The sequence below is a fragment of the Nitrosomonas cryotolerans ATCC 49181 genome, from assembly GCF_900143275.1.
Taxonomy (GTDB): domain Bacteria; phylum Pseudomonadota; class Gammaproteobacteria; order Burkholderiales; family Nitrosomonadaceae; genus Nitrosomonas; species Nitrosomonas cryotolerans.
Genome location: NZ_FSRO01000001.1, coordinates 396,642 through 415,921, shown reverse-complemented (window position 1 = coordinate 415,921; position 19,280 = coordinate 396,642). Strand labels below are relative to the sequence as shown.

The 19,280-nt window shown below is 45.6% G+C and carries 14 protein-coding genes; all 14 read right to left on the bottom strand.

The window, feature by feature from the left end; translation table 11 throughout:
• Positions 1-22: 22 nt before the first annotated feature.
• Positions 23-1,723 (bottom strand): ABC transporter ATP-binding protein, encoded by a 1,701-nt coding sequence (locus tag BUQ89_RS01805; protein ID WP_036573085.1) that lies wholly within the window; start codon positions 1,721-1,723, stop codon positions 23-25.
• A 138-nt stretch (positions 1,724-1,861) separates the two neighbouring features.
• Positions 1,862-2,554 (bottom strand): lipoprotein-releasing ABC transporter ATP-binding protein LolD, encoded by a 693-nt coding sequence (gene lolD / locus BUQ89_RS01800; protein WP_028461565.1) that lies wholly within the window; start codon positions 2,552-2,554, stop codon positions 1,862-1,864.
• A complete protein-coding gene (locus BUQ89_RS01795; RefSeq protein ID WP_028461566.1) occupies positions 2,547-3,794 on the bottom strand; it encodes a lipoprotein-releasing ABC transporter permease subunit in 1,248 nt (415 codons plus the stop codon). The genes lolD and BUQ89_RS01795 overlap by 8 nt, the downstream gene beginning before the upstream one ends.
• Before the next feature lie 146 nt (positions 3,795-3,940).
• Positions 3,941-4,663, bottom strand: coding sequence for a Crp/Fnr family transcriptional regulator (locus BUQ89_RS01790; protein ID WP_028461567.1), 723 nt, complete (start codon positions 4,661-4,663; stop codon positions 3,941-3,943).
• 145 nt (positions 4,664-4,808) lie between these two features.
• Positions 4,809-5,306, bottom strand: coding sequence for a hypothetical protein (locus tag BUQ89_RS01785; protein ID WP_028461568.1), 498 nt, complete (start codon positions 5,304-5,306; stop codon positions 4,809-4,811).
• A 14-nt stretch (positions 5,307-5,320) separates the two neighbouring features.
• On the bottom strand, positions 5,321-8,734 hold the full coding sequence (locus BUQ89_RS01780) for a TonB-dependent receptor domain-containing protein (RefSeq protein ID WP_083399526.1): 3,414 nt from the start codon (positions 8,732-8,734) through the stop codon (positions 5,321-5,323).
• 349 nt (positions 8,735-9,083) lie between these two features.
• The gene (locus BUQ89_RS01775; RefSeq protein WP_028461570.1) at positions 9,084-11,342 is read right to left on the bottom strand and encodes a CHASE2 domain-containing protein; all 2,259 of its coding nucleotides are present in this window, start codon (positions 11,340-11,342) and stop codon (positions 9,084-9,086) included.
• A gap of 243 nt (positions 11,343-11,585) precedes the next feature.
• Positions 11,586-12,356 (bottom strand): ATP-grasp domain-containing protein, encoded by a 771-nt coding sequence (locus BUQ89_RS01770; protein ID WP_028461571.1) that lies wholly within the window; start codon positions 12,354-12,356, stop codon positions 11,586-11,588.
• Between the two features lie 163 nt (positions 12,357-12,519).
• Complete coding sequence (locus tag BUQ89_RS01765; RefSeq protein ID WP_028461572.1) at positions 12,520-13,287, bottom strand: PEP-CTERM sorting domain-containing protein; 768 nt, start codon at positions 13,285-13,287, stop codon at positions 12,520-12,522.
• Positions 13,288-13,557: 270 nt separating this feature from the next.
• Complete coding sequence (locus BUQ89_RS01760; protein ID WP_028461573.1) at positions 13,558-15,663, bottom strand: M3 family metallopeptidase; 2,106 nt, start codon at positions 15,661-15,663, stop codon at positions 13,558-13,560.
• Between the two features lie 197 nt (positions 15,664-15,860).
• The gene (locus BUQ89_RS01755) at positions 15,861-17,135 is read right to left on the bottom strand and encodes a dihydroorotase (protein ID WP_028461574.1); all 1,275 of its coding nucleotides are present in this window, start codon (positions 17,133-17,135) and stop codon (positions 15,861-15,863) included.
• Positions 17,136-17,363: 228 nt separating this feature from the next.
• Positions 17,364-18,314: an aspartate carbamoyltransferase catalytic subunit gene (locus tag BUQ89_RS01750; RefSeq protein WP_028461575.1), complete on the bottom strand. Its 951-nt coding sequence runs from the start codon at positions 18,312-18,314 to the stop codon at positions 17,364-17,366.
• Positions 18,314-18,820 carry a bifunctional pyr operon transcriptional regulator/uracil phosphoribosyltransferase PyrR gene (pyrR, locus tag BUQ89_RS01745; protein ID WP_028461576.1) on the bottom strand — a complete coding sequence of 169 codons (507 nt, stop codon included), beginning with the start codon at positions 18,818-18,820 and terminating at the stop codon, positions 18,314-18,316. The genes BUQ89_RS01750 and pyrR overlap by 1 nt, the downstream gene beginning before the upstream one ends.
• Positions 18,807-19,253: a Holliday junction resolvase RuvX gene (gene ruvX, locus BUQ89_RS01740; RefSeq protein WP_028461577.1), complete on the bottom strand. Its 447-nt coding sequence runs from the start codon at positions 19,251-19,253 to the stop codon at positions 18,807-18,809. Before ruvX ends, pyrR begins: the two co-directional genes overlap by 14 nt.
• Positions 19,254-19,280: the final 27 nt, after the last annotated feature.

Below are 19,280 nucleotides of genomic sequence, written 5' to 3'. Positions count from 1 at the left end.
CGACTATCATCTGTCCAGATCTTTACGCGCCGGATAAGGTCTGCAATTGCGGTTCTGCTTCACCATTGGATAATACAAAAACACGATCAGCAGCATTAATGACGGCAGGTTGATGTGATACGGCGATAATAGTTAATTCTTTCGAGAGCTTCTTTAAAGTTTCGCAAATAGTCTGTTCACTTTCAGGATCTAACGCACTGGTTGGTTCATCCAGAATTAAAAATGATGGTCGATGCGCCAGTGCCCGAGCAATCGCAATGCGCTGACGCTGCCCTCCGGAAAGCAGACCGCCCCGCTCACCTACAACGGTCTGCAAGCCTTCCGGAAGCGCACTGACAAAACCCCATGCGCCTGCCTGATGTAACGCACGCTCTGCATCAGTAGCGTCCAGCGTAGGTTCGCCAACAAGAATATTATTCAGTATCGTATCGTGTAGCAAAATCGTATCCTGAGATACATATCCGATCATATGGCGCCATTGACGTAAATTAATATCATGCAACGATATGCCATCAATAAGAATTTCACCCGATTTAGGCTCCGTAAGACCACAGAGCAAATCAAGAAAAGTACTCTTGCCCGCTCCTGATGGCCCCATAACCGTAGTAAACGACTGGATGGGTATGGTGATGTTTAAATCAGTAAAAATAGATTTTTTATCATAATCGAACGTGACATGATGCAGATGAATTCCTTTCGTCAACGTCGGCACGCGTGTACCTGTCGTGCTTTCTGCTGCCGCGCGCGCATCCTCAGCGGCTTGCCGTAAAGCCCAATAAGCACTTTCTTGCACGGTCAACTGTTGATATCTGCGCTGTGTTTTATTCAGCAAACCTAATATGCGTGTTAACAAAAAAACCATCACCATGACTTCGGGCAACGAAAGCTGCCAGATCACCAGAGCCAGATATAAGCCGCTGGCCGTCAAGGCCGCCAGGATCGGTTCCTGTAATGCCATTAAAGCAGCCCCGTTCATCACTTCTCGACGCGTTGCCTTTTCCAGCTGCTGGGTCTGATCATGAAGAATCGCATCGGCAACATTATCTCGTGCCATTGCCTTAAGTGATTTTACTGAACTCAGCACATCGGATAAGTAGGTCAATAAATGACGGAGCAGATGCGTTTGTTTGGCACCGGCCCGACGAGTGGCGCGCACCAGACGATGTAATATCATCAATAAAGCCAGGCCGATTAGCAATGAAGCCAACGTGGCTTGCCATGAAATAAATAAGGCAACAACGGCGTAAACCAGTACTTGTACTGATAAAGCCAGCACATTAACACTGTGCTCAAAACCATTGGCAGCACGATATGCCTCTGTCGCTACTGAATTAGCAAGTGAACCGATCGGCTGGCGCAAATAATACTCCCAGCGGCTGGCAAGCAATGCTTCAATCAGATCCAGTCGCAAGGCGGTCGCAACATGCGCCACTGTATAACCCACCTGTCGACTAGCAAGCAGTAGTATCAGTCCTTTGACAAACATCCCGCCGACAATAATCAGCAGTATCATGTCTATCGTTGGCTCTATGCCAATACTTTGCAACACCTCCACCATGAACTGCCCAATACCCGGATCATTCACCTCCCCGACCGCAATTGATAACAGCGGCAGCAAGGCGGTCAGACTCAGTCCTTCAGCAATACCTGCTGCGAGCAACGCAACCAATACAAATGCGCTGCGTCGAGGGAAGACCATAATATAAGTAAACAGGGTGCGCATAAGCTGGCTATAAAAAAGGTGAATAATGAATTCAGGTTACATCAAATCCGGTGATTTCTTACAGAGAAGGGTACTGAGAACGAACAGAGAACAGCCTGATAGCTCTTGACATAGCGTTTAATAACAAAACACTCCACTTCAATCAGTACCGGAGGGATCATATAATACGCCATCTATCAACCGCTGAGTACGTCCGGCACGACCAGCCAGCTGTAAATCATGTGTCACGATTATCAAACTTGCCTTCACTTTATCGTTCAGCTCCAGCATAAGATTAAACACCCCTTCTGCGGTATGCCGGTCGAGATTACCCGTCGGCTCATCAGCAAGAACACACGCAGGTTGCGTAACCAGTGCGCGCGCAACAGCGGCACGCTGACGTTCACCCCCGGATAATTCACTCGGCGTATGTAAAAGACGGTGTCCCAAACCAACCTGCTTTAATATTTCTGCAGCACGCTCATACGCCTCGCTATGGCGTATCCGTCTAATTAGCAGCGGCATGGCAACATTCTCTAATGCACTAAATTCAGGTAACAGATGATGAAACTGATAAATAAAACCCAGTGAATTATTTCTTAATCGACATTTTTGTTCTTCATCTATGTCGGCAATATCCTGACCCAGAATGCAAATATCACCGCTACTCGGTGAATCCAGCCCACCCAGCAAATGCAAGAGCGTACTTTTGCCAGAGCCGGATGCGCCTACAATTGCCAGCATTTCACCCTTTGCAAGACTCAGATTCACATCTTTCAATACCGGCACTTCCAATTTACCTTGAAAGAAGCTTTTTTGCAGATTGTGACAGGTAATGACTGCTTTATTCATAGCGCAGCGCCTCTGCCGGATTCACTTTAGATGCACGGTAGCTGGGATAAATCGTTGCCAGCAGACTCAACACAAATGATACGACCGCAACGGTGACAATATCAGTAAGCTGCGGATCGGATGGAATCGTACTGATGTAATATACTTCACGTGACAAGAACTGCACATTAAACACCCACTCAATGAAGGCAACTACTTCGCCCACATTATAGGCCAGCAATATTCCACCGATGACCCCTAGCAGCGTACCAAAGACCCCAATAAATGTACCCTGGACGATAAATATCTTCATAATGCTGCGTGGACTGGCGCCTAACGTACGCAAGATAGCGATATCCGATTGTTTATCTGTTACCGCCATCACTAATGTGGAAACGATATTAAATGCAGCAACGGCAATGATCAACGCCAAAATCAGAGACAACATCCGTTTTTCAATCTGAATAGCACGAAAATAATTAGCGTGCTGGCGAGTCCAGTCGCTGATATAAGTATCTGCAGAAGCCGTAGATGAAAGCTCCCTAACTACTTGTGGTGCCTGAAATAAATCATATAATTTCAGACGCACACCGGAAACCTGATCATTCTCCATACGATAGAGTTTCTGCGCGTCTGCCAAATGAATCAGCACCAGTCCGGAATCATATTCAAAATGGCCCGCTTCGAAAATTCCCATCACCGTAAACTGCTTGAGGCGCGGTAATATACCCGCTGGCGTCACTTGTCCCTGTGGCGAGATCAGCACAATCTTGTCACCCCTGAATGCACCTATAGCCCGTGCCAACTCCATACCAATCACAATGCCAAATTCTCCTGGCCTTAAATCATCCAGCTCACCGCTGATCATCATGTGAGAAAAGTCCGCCACCGTATCCTCCCAATCCGGCAAAATGCCACGAACGATCACGCCCTGAACAATCTGATTAAACGACACCATACCCTGAGCACTCACATAGGGCGCGGCAGCCTCAACCAGTGGATTATCGATAACCTCGTCAACAGTTTGTCGCCAATCGGTTAAATTACCCTGGAAATTGCTTATCTGAACATGAGAGGCGACTCCGAGAATGCGGGTTCGTATTTCTTTTTGAAAACCATTCATGACCGACATGACTGTAATCAACGCAGTCATCCCAAGCGTAATACCCAATAGGGAAATCAGTGAAATAAAAGAAATAAAATGATTACGGCGCTTGGCGCGTGTATAGCGTAAACCAATGAAAAGCTCGTAGGGAGACACGAATTAATATACCCATTGTAGATTCAACTTGAGAGTTTGCCATATTTAGGCCAGGCTTAATAGATAACTGGTAGATAAATAATGATTATCAATTAACTTTTACTGAATGGATCCAAATGAAAAATTTAACCTTTATCAGGGCCACCCTATTTTAAAGTGCCCCGCACTTCATTGAGCATTTCAGTCAACTTCGATATATCCAATATATGCAGGTCCTGGCCTCTGCGCTCAATCAATTCCTTTCTAACCAAATTATTCAACTCACGCGTGACGGCTTCACGATGAGTGCTAACCAAATTGGCAATTTCAGAATGCGTCGGCGCAGGTGAAATGACGGCGCTATTAGGCGTCACAAGATGATCTCTTGCAAGGCGCAATAATTCGGCATGAATCCGGTTACATACCGCCAGTGTACTAAAATCATATACACGCTCAGTAAGACGCCGCACTTGCTCAGTTAATCGCTTCAATATTGCCTCAGATATTTTTCGATTCGAACAAACCAGATCCAGGAAGGCCGGTGCAGGCATGGATGCCAGCAATAAATCCGTTTTAGCCACTACCGTTGCAGACCGGGTACGACCATCGATCGCAGTCAACTCGCCAAACATTTCACCTGCTGACAAGTCACACAAAATCACCTCATGACCTGACAAAGCATGGTAAGTAACACGAATTTCACCCTGGATAACAAGAAAAGCACTATTTGTGCTGTCATGATACCTAACAATCGCTTCACCGGCTGAATAACGATGCCAGCAGCACACCTGCGCCACTCCTTTCAACTCTATCAAAGAAAGGCCCTGAAATTCCTTCACAATCGAGAGCATTGCGCTAGCCCGTTCAGCTGGTATGTGTCGTATACTCATAGATTATCTTTATCTGTTTTTTTCCAGGCCGCATACTTCTTCTACCAATAAGATTGATCAGCCATGCTGAGCCGTCATCGTCCAGTTGACAGACAACTCTTCTCAGCACAGCCTGTAATCAGTCAGTGAACAGATTAAGCACAGGCTAATAACAAATTTCATAGATATTTCCGCCACTAACGTACCTAAATGTAGAACCGACGCAGTGAGAGCCTTGATAGGTTACAACACTGATTGAATCAACACTCATAATTCCCTTATTCGGAATCACATCACCCGCTTTATAGACTCTGGAAGATTTCGCGGCATTGGGTCTTAATACACTCGCCTCACCATCTCTGCCAACAACCAGAATATATGCGATGTCTCCCACATCGGCTGTTTTTGCTACCACACCCTCAGTTTCCTTGGGTAACGTCTTGACAGCCCCATCATGACACGCTGCCGAAATTCTGCTAGTGCGGTCAATTTTAGTTTTATCTGAATTGCGTTCTACGGATCTACATGGCAGGTCTGGATTTTGCAGATGCTCCCCAGACAAACCCGACTTCGGCGCTACAGTGAGCGTATTCTGACTATTGACTTCTAATGAATAACCACTCAACCCTATTGTTCCGATTAAAAAAATAATAACAGCCTGCATTTTTGTGTCTCCTTCTAAAAATTTAAAGTCAGTCTTGCAAAAATAGTACGGGTAGGGATGAATCGAGGGCTCATCGCCTCAGATAGCTGAAAATTGACATTCCTAAAAAAGAAGTGATCGTTCAGAAGATTTCTGCCTTCCAGACTCAGCATCCCCATCCGGTTTGGAAATCGATAACCCAACGTTGCATCAAACAAGAAAAAATGATCGATGCCCGCATTTTCTATACGTCCCTGACGCTCCAATTCCTGCCGGACATAAGTTCCTGTCAGTTTCGCGAACAGACCATGCGGATTAAAATACTGAATAGCCACAGGTGCACTCAATGTCTCAATCCGATTCGGCTCTGTACTGGAGAGATCCGGCTGGCGCATAAATTTTTCAAACTGCGCTTCACCTTTGATTGCCCAAAATGGATGCGGTAGCCAATAGAGATAGGCACGATATAGTTTCTCTTTCTGATTTTCCATTATGTGTTGCGTGATAATTGGCACCTTTAAATCACGCGATGACACTTCAATACCACTGAAAATATGATGGGTAATCCGTGCATCAAGACCGAAGCCTTTACGCTGCGCTCTGGTCCCATTAACATCATCAAACATTTGATTAAATCCCGCCACCTGAGTCGGTTCAATTGTTTGATTCGCGATTAAAGATGACTTGACTGTTTCAAAAAGCGCTAATCTTAAACGTAAATTACTCAAAATACTCCACTGTAAGCCGATTTTTGGATTAAATTTCTTGATTTCGAATCCGCCATCTTCTTTGAATGCATCATAACTCAAACCCAGTGTCGTACTTAAGTCACTAAAATAATTAAAATTCGTGTAAATATAACCATTACGCCGTTCCCGCATAAAATCGTGCGCCGTTTGATTGGATATGGGTCCATTGGGGAGCATTAAATCCGTGCGTATCTGACTGTTGGCGGCTATTTCATAGGTACCCGCGCCCATCGTAACGTTAACCAGCTGATCTCGATACAGATATTGAGCCTCAACCTGATAACCTTGATCCTTGAGTATTTCGTTAAAACTGTTAGCAGGACCAAAGGATTCCCTTTGATTCTCCCTGCGATACGTATAGGCAGCTGAAGCAATCAGGCTCTGCTTTGATGACAGCTTGTAGTTTGCGCCCATACGGGCCATATCCTGCATCAGTTCACGGCGCTGATCTTTTTTAAACGCATTGTGATTAAAATCCAGCAATAAATCACCATGTGCCGCTTTGTGTGTGCGCACCTCCGCCTGAATATTAAACCGGGGCGTTACGGCATATTGCAAGAAGGCATTATAGACGTGGTGTTTTTGATCATTATTTGGGCGAAACCCATCTGTCCGATAATAAAATTGGCCCATGCTGATCGAGGCACGATCGTATACCGCAGAAGCAACCACTTCATCTCCTAGCGTTTCATGACTCCCCACAATCCCGGATGCAACTAATTGTGGTCGATTACGCTCAACTAATGGCGTGAATTCATTAAAACCCACTATTGCGGGTCCGGTACCCGTGATGATATTGAGATCAGCCACGGCTAAACGAGGCTGCACCGGGTTAACATTAATCGGCTGCAAAAGTTGTGCTTGTAATAGCTCGCTCACCCGAGCAATTTCATGTCGCGGAATATGCGTATATATATCTGAAAGAAATCGGTGCGTCGAATGATTGCCAGGATCCAAACTCAGGGCGCTGGCTGTTTCTACTAAAGCGCGTTTTTCGAAGCCCAGATTATCAAAAATACGGGCCAGGCTGGAACCCCGCGCAGCCTGATCCTGATCAAGCAGCAGCCGTGAACGATACACAGCCCGGTTAGCGTTCAACTCAATTGATCTTTGCAAATCCTGCAATGCTTCCACCGGTCGATTTTGTGTCTGCTTCTGAATGGCATCATAAAGCCACGGCGTGGGATCCTGGGGATCACTTTTTTTAGCCAGGTCAAATTGAGTGCTGGCCAGCCCATAGCGTTTTTCCTCAAAATAGACTTTACCCAGATAACTGCGTATCAATGAACTGGCTGGATCAAGGCTCACGGCAATTTCCAGCTCAATGCGCCCGGCCTCAAGATGGCCTTCGCGCGTCAGCGCCAGCCCTAGCCCCAGTCTTGGCAGGGGATCCGCCTGGTCGAACGCGATCGCCCGGATAAAAGCTTGTCTGGCAGCCACAGTATCAATTTGCAGTAAATGTGCAAATCCTAATACCGTTTGTGTTTTAGCCAGATTGGGATTTAAACTGACCGCCTGTTGTGCAGCGGCCAAAGCATAATCCGGTTCGCCCATTGCCATCTGTAATTCAGCCAGTCGCGCCCAGGCCAGTGCATTTTCAGAATCCAATGTAACTGCCCTCTGAACACTTTCAAGTGCTTCGCTGATTTCGAAATTGGCTTGCTGAACGTAGGAAAGCGCAATGTGTGCAGCCGGAGAGAGGCGATTGAATGCCACAGCCTGAGTAGCGAAGCGCAAAGCGGCAGCCTTTTCGTTTTGTACAATCGCAATCATGGCCTGCAATGCATGCGCATCGCTGTTGTCCGGCTCAAGCTTGAGTACTTGCTCAATACCGGCCCGCGCTTCATCGACCCGCCCAATAGACAACAAAAGACTGACATAAAAAGTCAGAAAGCGTGCAGTACGTTTATCTTGTGGCACGCGATCGAGCTGCAGGAGTGCTGCGGTCAACTGACCCCGCTGATAAAACGCAATCGCGCTGCTGATCTCGGTTAATACGGCGGGCTCAGTGGAAACCGCCTGGTCCAACCGATAATCAATCACTGTCGGATAATATAAGGCCCATTGAACAGCCTCGCTTGGATTAACCAGGGCAACTTTCTGCGGCGCCTGATCTCTGACCGCAATTGCCGATTCATGCTCGAGAAGCCTCAGCTGGCCTTGATCATTATTGACTGATACCCGCCCCTCATAAATGACGAGTTGCGTGCTGTCATCATCAACCCGTACAGAAAATTCTGTTCCATCTACGCCTGCATTAACAAAGGGAGTTGTGACCTTAAACGGCATGGGTGTGCGCGTCAGAATATGTATCGCACCTTTCAATAGATCAATCAGAGAAATAGCCGCCTCTTCTTCCAGTTCAGGAAAAGTAATGGCCGTCTTCTGATCCAACCTGAGCATACTTTCATTAGTCAAGCGCAGAGCAGCACGGCTTCGCGCACGAACACGCACCCTATCACCGGCGCACAGTACAGCATTCATCTCAGCAGGCTGCCAATATGTATCGCTCGCATGCCGTAATTCTACAGTGCCCTGCGTTGAAACAACCCGGGCGACTACTGATACACAAGACCTTGCAGCAAAAACATCACTCAGAAAAAATAATAAAAAAACCCCGTAATAAGCACAAACACCCTGATTGATACTCTGCAACACCCCAACTTCGACATACGCTTCCAGCACGCTCTCATTTCTCATCTTCTATGATTCAACCCAAATCGAAAGGCGAATACGACCCACTCCCACCTTCCAGCACCCGGAAGAACCCAACAAAACCGGAGAATCTGGTATACGCAATCTATTCAGTTCATTATACGAGATGCTTATCCCTAATACCAGAACGGATATTCTATGCATTGCGCCCTACCCTGATTTTATTCGAAAGACCGCTGCATAACTGGGTATTTCGGGCTGGGAAAGATTTTTAAGTGTTTGATTTATCAATGCTACAAGTGATCAGAAAAGTTCAAAAACACAGTTATGCAGCGGTCTTTTACGATTAAGAACATGAAGCAGCGCTGAGTTGCGACAATGGACTATAATGCATTCATTTACCGTCTATCCGCATGACAGGAAACCATGATTCAGGCGGTGGCGAAGCCTCATATTGCAGACTATCATTCAGAAAAAGCCGAGCCGGACCGTCCGCTGGAAAGATGTCAAGAATTTCCAGGAAGCCACTGGATGCCTCGTTCCATTTTTTTAGTTCATACGCCTGCAAGGCGTGAGTAAAACGTTCACATAGCCAGTACTGCTCATAACTCGCGGTCTGCTTATGCGCAACCAGCTCTGACAGGTTGACTACAGATGACTTACCCGCCAGTAAAAAATTTCCAAGGGGGCGCGTTAAAAAATCAGCCTGACCCACAATGACTTCACTCGATAATAACGCATTCGTTCCCAGATACTTGTTGACACCCTGAATACGACTGGTTGTATTGACGATATCCCCAACCGCCCGATATTCATAATGATGCAGTGCACCAACATTACCTAATAAGATTTCACCAAAATGTAAACCCACCCGAGTAGGTAGCTGCATCTCACTATTTATCTGGTTAAAATGTGCCACAGCGGCGACAATATCGAGGCAAGCCAGACACGCTTGTTTACGCAAGTCAGCATCTAAAAAAGGCGGGGCCCATATCGCAAACATGGCATCACCCACCACATCGGAAACAATACCGCCCTGTTTTCTTACCGGTTCAAATAAGACCGCGTAATAGTCATTCATAAGCTGGCTCAATTGCCGAGGGCTCATTCTCTCCGCCAGTGTCGTATACTTATCCGCATCCGTTGCTAAGCAAACACCATAAACCAATTGCGTGTTGGCACTCACTTTACCCGCACTCTTCGCGATATCATTAACCACCCGCTCAGGCAGAAAATAGCCAAATGCATCCTTGACTTGTTTACCCTCCCGCCTTGCGGCGACATATTTCAATAATCCTGCACCAAATAAAGCAAGCGGCATTTGTAGAAAAAGTGGAATAATGAGCGGCAGCCAAAGACCCATCGCTTCAAATTGATAGTATGCGTGGCCAACATAAATAAGGATCAATACGATGACCACGAATGCGCCACTACGATTGGACAACATAAGAAAGGCGGCGCCCATCACAACACCTAATAAAAAAAGTATACTTAAACCGACTATCAACGACACAGGTTTGATAGGCTTATTCTCCAGCAAATTGGCAAAAGCGGTTGCAGCTATCTCAACACCACTCATGGTCAATCCGTCGGCACCAGGAAACACCGTATGGTAATCATCTCTTATTCTGTCCTGGCCCGATTGTGTTTCAGCTGAAAACCCGATGAAAACCGCCTTACCTTTAAAAATCGATTCAAAAGCATCATTCAGGGCAGCAGGGTCAGTAGCCGACTGTACCAACTGGTAATAAGGTATTGTCCGCACACTACGGGGCGGACCATAAAAATTCAGATAGCGTATTTCAGTACCCACATATGCGCTGATGAGCGCCCTAAGCATGCGTTTGGTATCTGCATTCAGGCTTGTATTACGCTGTAATTCTACCAACATCTTCTGCGCCAGCCCTGGCACATTAACCAGCATATTGCGTAACGTAAAAAGTAATGCTTCGATATCCGGTGCAGCGGAGTTAACGACTAATTGTTCTGTATAGCCGGGACTGTTATGAGCAAGCAAGCGGGTAAAATCCGCATAAACAGGCAATGCAAAAACCTGCAATGCGGCCACCGGTAATGTCGGCATATCTCCGGCACCTGCTTTGAAAGCCCAATAGCCGTTTACTCGAGATAATTTGGGTAAAGGAAATGGCGCGCAGACTAATGCAGCATCTGCAATAATCGGTATCGGCTGAATAGTCCCTTCTTGTGTAATCTTATACTGAGCCTGATCGGATGGCTCCATCAATAACTCAACATCCTCGGAGCTCAGCCTTTCAACTAACACCACATTACGGGCCGCTGCCATTGCCTGAGCTAACGCCGCATCATGTGCGGGAACATTGCCATGGGTATCAAATATCAGATCAAAAACAATAACACCGGCACCCGCTTCTGTAAGCCTTTCAATTAAACGGGCATGTAAGTCGCGCGGCCAGGAACGGGGATTAAGCGGCAGATTCAAATGACGGGCTGAGCGCTGATCTATTGCAACCACAACCACATCATCGGGTGAGGAAATGGCTCCACGTAGATAAAATAACCCGGGTAAACCAAATTGTTCCTCAAGAGCCAGGCCGAATGGTGCCAGCGCTATCATGACTCCGAACAGACCTACGCACAAACCCAAGACAAGCCGTTTAAATAAACGCAACATACTGAATCCTACGCAGAATAGCCTCAGGAAATGCATCAAAACCTTATTCTCATTATGTCATGATACAAAGCGCATAACAGAAACAGCCACTGGCTATACAAAGCCAATAAACAAGCGAGCGCACGTTAGATAAGCTGATAGAACTATTCCGGCGACATCTAAAATTAAATTTTTTTATTGTATCAGTGACTGTTAATGACCATGCGAGCCAGGCAGAATGATGGCCTCAAAACAGTCTCCTGCTCAATAGTACCGCAGGTAACCTGCATACGTTGCAACATAGGAATGCGCCAGTCCGGCAAGACTTCCCCCCATACGAGGATTGATTTCAAAAATTTTGATTTGGCCGGTTGCATCGATTTTATAATCAATACAGGCCGTCCCTGAATAATTCAACTCACTAAGAATGGCAACAAAAATCGATGGAATAATATCGGTTTCGACGAGCGTGGTACGCGTTGGACCGCAACCCACACCACGCACATAGCGATCTGCCGCATGTTCATATGTCGACAACGCCGAATACAGCACATGTCCATCGTCAAACAAGACGTGCTGCGCAAACTCCGTATGGCCCGTAATATACTCTTCAGTAAACATGTCAGAATCCGCATAAGAACACACCAACCCGCCCTGCTGATTCGACTCGACGAGTACCGCACCAACACCCCATTCACTTTCACAGGGCCGGGCAATCAAGAGTCCTGAACCCGGGACTGTCTGCGCAGGTAGATAAACAGGATCGAAGTGAGTTCTGAACCAGTCTCTGAAGCGCCTTTTATCATGGCAAAGCGCCACTGTTTCAGGCGCTGGAAATAGTGCCTTACCTTGAAATAGTGACGTAGCGCGTAAGATTTCATAATCGGATAGATGAAGCGGAACAACGATATCAGCCCATTCAGCATGATCGATTTTGAGCAAGGTACTGGCAACTTCAAAATCCGACGTAAGTAACGGAATCATACGAGTAGTCCAATCTGGCTTATTACCCAGGACCAAGCGAAGAGCAGTCATAAATATTGATGGAGACCTTTGCAAAAGCCCAATAGTTAAAAAATCAACCCTTCATAATCAATAGTAGAAATTCTGGTAAGGGCTTTTGCAAAGGTCTCAGCTAATACATCGTGATAGGTTCACATCACTTCAAGTAATAAGCTCGCGTTAGCGGGCTTATTACTTATCTAACCAGATAACCTGCTTTTAACCGCGCTTGGCGCACCACGCCAATACCTAACAGGCCTAAACCAAATAATGCAAGCGTTGCGGGTTCTGCAATAGCCACTGGGGGTGGAGGCGGGGGAACAAAGCCACAACTGTCACAAGTAGCAGTACCACCGAGTAATTTATCGCTGTCAGCTCCGCTTCCATTTACTTGTTGAAAACGCGCTACGTAGCCCAGTGAACCAGTAGAAAAACCATCGAAAAATTCGTCTTCCAACACGGCGGCAGTGAGACCACTACCAATTAGAATAAAGCTAGCAGTATCCGTACTACCTTGAGGGAGAGCCGCATTTGCATTGCCTCCAAGAAAGTTGGCATTATCAGCAATGCCGATATCGAATGATTCAAATGGAGGAAGCGTTGGCGTCAGTATCAGCGTATTAAGATGCGTTCCCGAAACAAAGGTGGTAATACCCGTGTTTAATCTAATCAAATCAAAACCAATGCCTGTCAGCTTGGATTCAGTCGCACCTGATCCAAAGACTGGAATGGCACCCGTTGTATTGGTAAACAGCAAATCAATTTTAACTCCCCCACTGCCGTCATCACTAAACAAAAATTCAGCCTTGGCGGAAGCACCTGTTGCTGGGGTATTACTAGACGAACTGGTACTATCAAAAAATAGCGTAATAGTCGCACTTGCAATATGTGTACTCAGTATAAAAAGAATGGCCCCTACCCCTAGTTTTAAAACAGTAGTACAGATCTGACGCAGCCCAAACATAATCACTCCTTATTCTTTACTTTATCAATACCCAAAATTCAGTCAGTTTCTTTAGACTTAAAATAAGCCATTTCACTCACTTAAAAATAAACAAGCAGGAATTATGCCACCAATATAATAGAATTAATAATCAGGATATTAATGAATTCTTGGTTATGTATATCGGCAATGTGTAAAAAACAATGACAAATCCCTGTCTGTATCGCGACACCGGTCGCGATCAATAATCTGCCTTATTAAATTAAATAAGCAATCAACTGTCATTATCTTTCACGCTGCAGCCATACCCGTATGGCGCAACAATGCGTCTATCGTCGGTTCACGCCCACGGAAGGCAATAAACGACTCCAGCGCCGAACGACTACCCCCTACAGCAAGAATCTCTCGGCGGAAACGTGAGCCTATTTCAGCATTGACTATCTTGTCTTGGATATTCTCTTCAAATAAGCTATAGGCGTCAGCAGACAATACCTCTGCCCACTTATAGCTGTAATAACCCGCTGCATAGCCACCGGCAAATATGTGTGCAAAACTGTTAGCAAAACGATTATATTTTGGCGGCACAATGACCGCTATTTCCTGACGAATTTCATCCAGCAATTGTGATGCCGTTTTATCATTCTTCGGATTAAAATCAAAATGCAGACGCATATCAAATAACGCAAATTCGATCTGTCGCAACATCTGTAACCCGCTCTGGAAATTTTTGGCAGCCAACATTTTTTCAAATAACACTCTGGGAAGGGCCGCGCCTGTTTCTACGTGTTGTGTCATTTCCGTCAATACTTCCCATTCCCAGCAAAAGTTTTCCATAAACTGGCTGGGTAGCTCTACTGCATCCCATTCAACTCCATTAATACCAGATATATTTAAATCTTCTGCTTGCGTGAGCAAATGATGTAACCCATGACCAAATTCATGAAATAAGGTGATCACTTCATCATGCGTAAACAAGGCAGGACGCGGTTCATTATCAGTACGAACCGGCGCTGAGAAATTGCATGTCAGATAGGCGACGGGCGTTTGAATAGTCACATCTCCGGTTTTCTCATTTATAACACGCCGCCGCGTAATGGCGTCATCCATCCACGCACCACCTCGTTTACCAACCCGCGCATACAGATCAATATAAAATTGCCCGATTAACTGTCCATCCGTATGATGAATATCAAAAAACTTGACATCAGGATGCCAGCATTGCACATGACACGATGCCTTTACCGGGACAATCGTAATACCATAGAGCTTCTCTACCAGTTTAAACATGCCAGATAATACTTTAGTCTCAGGAAAATATTGCTTCACTTCCTGATCAGAAAAAGCATAACGCGCTTCGCGTAATTTCTCACTGACATAAGGTAAATCCCAGGACTCCAGCCTATCCAGACTCAGCTTCTCAGCTGCAAATTGCTGTAATTCCTGCAAATCTTCTTTCGCATATGGCTTAGCCTTAGCAGCCAGATCATTGAGAAAATCCAGCACTTGTTTAGGCGTATTCGCCATTTTTGCTGCCAACGACACTTCAGCATAACAGTCAAAACCAAGTAACTGTGCTTCTTCTTGACGTAATGTCAATATTTGATGAATCAACGGCATATTATCCCACTCAGTGGCATCATTAGACGCGGTCTCATCAATCAGCTCACTCGCACGCGTTACATAGGCACGATACATTTGCTCGCGTAGCACCCGATTATCGGCATATTGCATAACCGGCAAATAAGAGGGCATATGCAATGTAAATTTCCAGCCAGCAGTCGCATCTTTCTCAGCCAGCTCTCTGGCTGTTTGTAATACATCCTGGGGAATACCCGATACCGCTTCCTTGTTCTCCACCAATAATGAAAAAGCATTCGTTGCATCGAGTAAATTATCGTTAAATTTAGAAGAAAGTGCCGATAGCATTTCCTGAATTTGAAGAAAGCGATTTTTTTTCTCTGCTGACAATTCAGCACCACCTAAACGAAAATCTCGCAGCTCATTTTCAATAATCTTTTTTCGAGCGGCATTCAGTTGCTCAAACTCTGTACTATTACGTAGCTGCTTAAATTTTTTGAACAACAACGGGTCTTGCGTGAATTCGGCATAAAATTGAGTAATCTGCGGTAGGTTCGCATTATAAATTGTACGTAATTCCGAAGTATTCATTACTGCATTCAGATGAGAGATTTGCCCCCAAGCGCGCGATAAGCGCTCATTGGCATCCACCATCGGCTGCACGAATCCATCCCACGTAGGCATACTACTATCATCACGCACTCTGTTCACTACTGCACGATTTTCACGCAGCAGCGCTTCAATCGCCGGTGTAATATGTGCATTCTTTATTTCCTCAAAAAGTGGCGGTCCAGAGAAATCAAGTAGTGGATTTGTCATATTGCTCCAGGTAATAATTGTAGAAACAGATTAATCTAAAAATTGTACTCTCCCCAATGTTTGCAGCAGGCTACGGTATCGGGTTTTGATAATATCAAACTACTCACGCATCAAATGAGGGTTCTACGAAGGTTTCCAAATGAATCAGAATATGAATAACGTATGCGTGTAACTTCATAAAGCATGTGAATTAAACTTCAATGCTCATACACGATATGCCCATTGACTAAGGTGTATTGAACTTTAGCCGGCAATTCCATTCCCAGAAAGGGAGTATTCTTACCTTGACTGATTATTACTGTAGACGCCACTTTCCAGTATTGCTCAGGATCAAAGATACACACATCAGCGGCAGCGCCCAGTGACAAATGACCTGCATCAATGCCCAATATACGTGCAGGTTCCAATGTAATCTTAGCTAATACGGTTGCAAGCGGAAGGCGCGTTTCTACTCCCCATTTGAATATCAAGGACAGCAGTAACTCCACACCCGTTGCTCCAACTTCAGCCTGCCCAAAAGGTAGTAGTTTTGCATCTTCATCTACTGGAGCATGGTCCGAGCATACCGCATCAATCGTGCCGTCAAGTAACCCGCTACGCAAGGTATCTCGATCACTTGCACTACGTAATGGCGGCATCAAATGGCAATTTGAATTGAAAAAACCAATATCCATCTCGGAAAGATGTACATGGTTAATCGCGACGTCGCACGTAATCGGCAAACCTTGTTGTTTGGCGCTGCGTATCATCGCAACACCTTCCGCACTGGAGATGCGGCACAGGTGCACGCTGACGCCCGTCTCGCGTGCCAATAAGATGATATTCGACAAAGCAAGCGTCTCTGCACAAACAGGAACAGCTGGCAGACCCAGTCGAGTCGCTACTTCGCCATCATGCGCCACACCTTGGCTGGTTAAGCTTTTATCCTGTGGACGCAGCCACACACTATAACCAAAAGTGGACGCATACTGCATGGCTTGCATCAATACCTTCATATCCGAAAGCAGTACATCCGGCTGACCAAAAGCAATACAGCCAGCATCGTATAGCTCCGCCATTTCGGTTAACCGCATACCCTTCAAACCCTGCGTTAATGCGCCAATAGGGTAGATATTCGCCTGATTCAGGCTTTTAGCACGATGTTTCAACATCTCTACCAATCCCGGTTCGTCCAGGGGGGGATCTGTATCAGGCGGACAAGCAAAACTGGTAATTCCTCCCGCAACAGCAGCGCCCATTTCTGACTCAAGGGTAGCCCTGTACTCTAACCCTGGTTCACGTAACCGTACTGATAAATCAACCAGGCCCGGACATACCACAAATTTATTGGCATCAATCACCCGGTCTGCACAGAAATCATCAGGCGCAGCACCTATCGCGATAATTTTACCTGCGGCAATAAACACATCCCTAACTGCATCAATATTATTTCTGGGATCTACTAGACGTCCATTCTTTATACAAATTTTCATAGCCTGTATTTGGGTCAACTCATCACTCGAGCTTCCTGCTTATCCTTTGATCTAGTAACCTATCGAATAAAAACTGAACAGTGATACAAATAAAAGAAACTGTACGTATCATTTTATATTTTCATGATATAAAATACGCGATGATTCAAAACCAAAATAATCCAGCCATTTATTTTATAAAAAACTACTACTTCTCATCAATAGCCAACTTAGCCATCATGCCTGCATCTAATGGCCGGCTAGAATGGACATCACTGCCATACGCACCGCGATACCGAATGTAACTTGCGGCAGAATGACCGACTGTTTGCCGTCAGCAACAACAGAATCAATTTCCACACCACGATTCATTGGGCCCGGATGCATCACAATGGCATCATGTTGAGCCAGTGCTAATTTTTCCTGAGTCAATCCGTAATATTTAAAATATTCCTCAAAGCTAGGCAGGCTTGCGCCTTCCATCCGTTCATTCTGTAATCGCAACATCAGCAATACATCCACGTCTTTCAATCCTTTTCTCATGTCATGATAGACATGCACACCAAGACGCTCAACTTTGCTGGGTAACAAGGTTTTAGGTGCAATTACCCGCACTTCTGGCACACCCAATGTAGTCAACGCATGAATTTGAGAACGGGCCACTCTAGAATGCAGAATGTCCCCGATAATCGCTACACGTAGATTATGAAAATCATGTTTATAGCGTCGAATAGTAAACATATCCAATAACGCTTGTGTAGGATGTGCATGACGCCCATCACCCGCATTAATGACATGAATCTCCGGTTGAACATGACTGGCTATCAAATGCGCGGCGCCGCTTTGCGAATGTCGCACAATAAACATATCGGCGTTCATGGCCGAGAGATTATTAACGGTATCGAGCAATGTCTCACCCTTAGACTGCGCAGAAACCGCGATATTCAAATTCAGTACATCTGCTGACAACCGCTTGGCCGCAATCTCAAAGGTTGTGCGGGTACGAGTACTGGCTTCGAAAAAAAGATTAAAAATAGACTTCCCGCGCAATAACGGTATTTTCTTAACATCACGTTCGGTTACGCCAACAAAAGATTCGGCCGTATCCAGGATATTCAACAAAATAGACAAGGGCAACCCTTCAGTAGTAAGCAGATGTTGTAGCTCACCCTTCCTATTCAACTGTGGATTTCTGTTCATCATTCTGGTCGATTTTTGCTACACAGGTTCAGACTCAATTTACCGTTATCTTCCCGTTCTAATTGCAGCATGCTGTCCGCCGGCAGAGTAAGTTTTGCGCCGATATACTGGGCAGCAGTAGGCAACTCCCTATCGCCTCGATCAATTAAGGTAGCACAACGGATTGTAGCTGGACGCCCATAATCAAATAGTTCGTTGACGGCTGCTCGAATAGTGCGCCCCGTATAAAGGACATCATCCACCAGAATAATGTGACAACCATCGACTTCAAATGGAATGTTAGAAGGTTTAACTTGCGGATGCAATCCGATTTTATCGAAATCATCGCGATAAAATGACACATCCAGCACGCCCAATGGCAGCATAACTTTTAATTCCTGATGCAGACGCTCAGCCAACCACACCCCCCCGGTATGTATACCTACTAGCGCAACGTCTTTTTCGATATCAGGTTTTATTTTCTTAGCTAAATTATGAAACAACTCTTCTGCGTCAGGTAACTGCATGATTATCATCAAAAAAAGATTGAAGTATTTGCTGCGCTGCCATCTGGTCCAACATTGGTTTCTGCTTCTTCCCTCTAACTCCCAATTCCTTCAATGCCACACTAGCCGTGATAGAGGTATAACGCTCATCTATGAGTACAATTTCAAGCCCGAAGCGACCCGTTAAACGCCGCGCAAAACGTCGACACAAACGAGTCAATTCATGCTCTCTCCCGTCGTCATGAGTGGGCAATCCTACCACTAATAATACCGGCTGCCACGCCTCTATCAATTTTGCGATTGCAGCAAAACACTGCTCAGTTACTGTATTATCGATGGTAACCAGTGGATGAGCTAATTGCAACATGCTATCGCCTATTGCCACGCCAATGCGCTTTTTCCCGAAATCAAAAGCCAATATGGTGCCACATGGATTTTCTGTAATACCCGTCATCTGGCCATTCGATTGCGGATCAACATA